This window comes from Oleiphilus sp. HI0079, from assembly GCF_001635105.1.
The window spans coordinates 1-854 of record NZ_LWFT01000973.1; the positions used below are offsets into that span (position 1 = coordinate 1).

Annotated in this window: 1 protein-coding gene; it reads right to left on the bottom strand. The window is 46.0% G+C overall.

Features of this window, described 5'->3' with window-relative positions; genetic code table 11:
* Positions 1-558, bottom strand: a 558-nt coding sequence (locus A3750_RS17860) for an ANTAR domain-containing response regulator (protein ID WP_156498697.1), incomplete at its 3' end; no start/stop codon positions are given.
* Between the last annotated feature and the right edge of the window lie 296 nt (positions 559-854).

The window sequence follows — 854 nt, forward strand, 5'->3', positions numbered from 1 at the left end:
ACTCAAGTAAAGCGAAGGGCGAATAATGTGGTCAAAGTGAAAGCCGTTTAGCTCTTTTTGGCGCTGCGGCAACATCTTTAGCTGGACCTGAAGGCCTGCTTTTTGATCAGTTCGCAGCTCATGAATGCCTTCTCGCAGCTTTCGATTTCTCTCCTCCAATTCAGAACGCAGACGTTTGTTCAACTTCGCTAGCCGAATCTGATCGAGCGTTCTATGAATGACGGAATCTAGCTTTTCATAATCGCGCACCGGTTTAAGAATAAAGTCCTGAGCACCGGCCCGTAGACATGCGACAACATCACCGGCAGTTTCTGCGATCGATACAATCACGAGGGGGCTGCGTTTTTCGCCATCGAAAAAAGGCAATAGTTCTATTTGCTCGCTGGGGACATCAGCAAAAATAAGATCGGGAGGCTCTTCAAACGTAAGCAAGTGCGCAGTTTCAAGACTCTTAGCGGTTTGAACAAAGTAACCTTTACCGGTGAGGTAGGCGACCAGTTTTTCACGGTCATCGGCACTAGGGTCGATCACCAATATTTGGTCTGAGCTGGGATTCATAACTGCACTGTATTCAACATATATCTTCTGAGTATAGGCTAGCTGATCTCAAGGTAAAGCAAAGACGCAATAATACCAACGTCAGACAAAAACTATCGCTATACTCAGTATATACAAAGCCTACAACAGACTAGATCAAAAAGGATTTCTCTTGCTTCTTCAAGTAGACGACCTGCTCGGCAATTACCACAAACTGATTATGGATCCTGTGCACGGCGGCATACCTGTCTCCCGATTTGAAGTCGCTCTTATTGACCACCCGCTTTTTCAGCGCCTGAGATTCATTTGTCAGAACG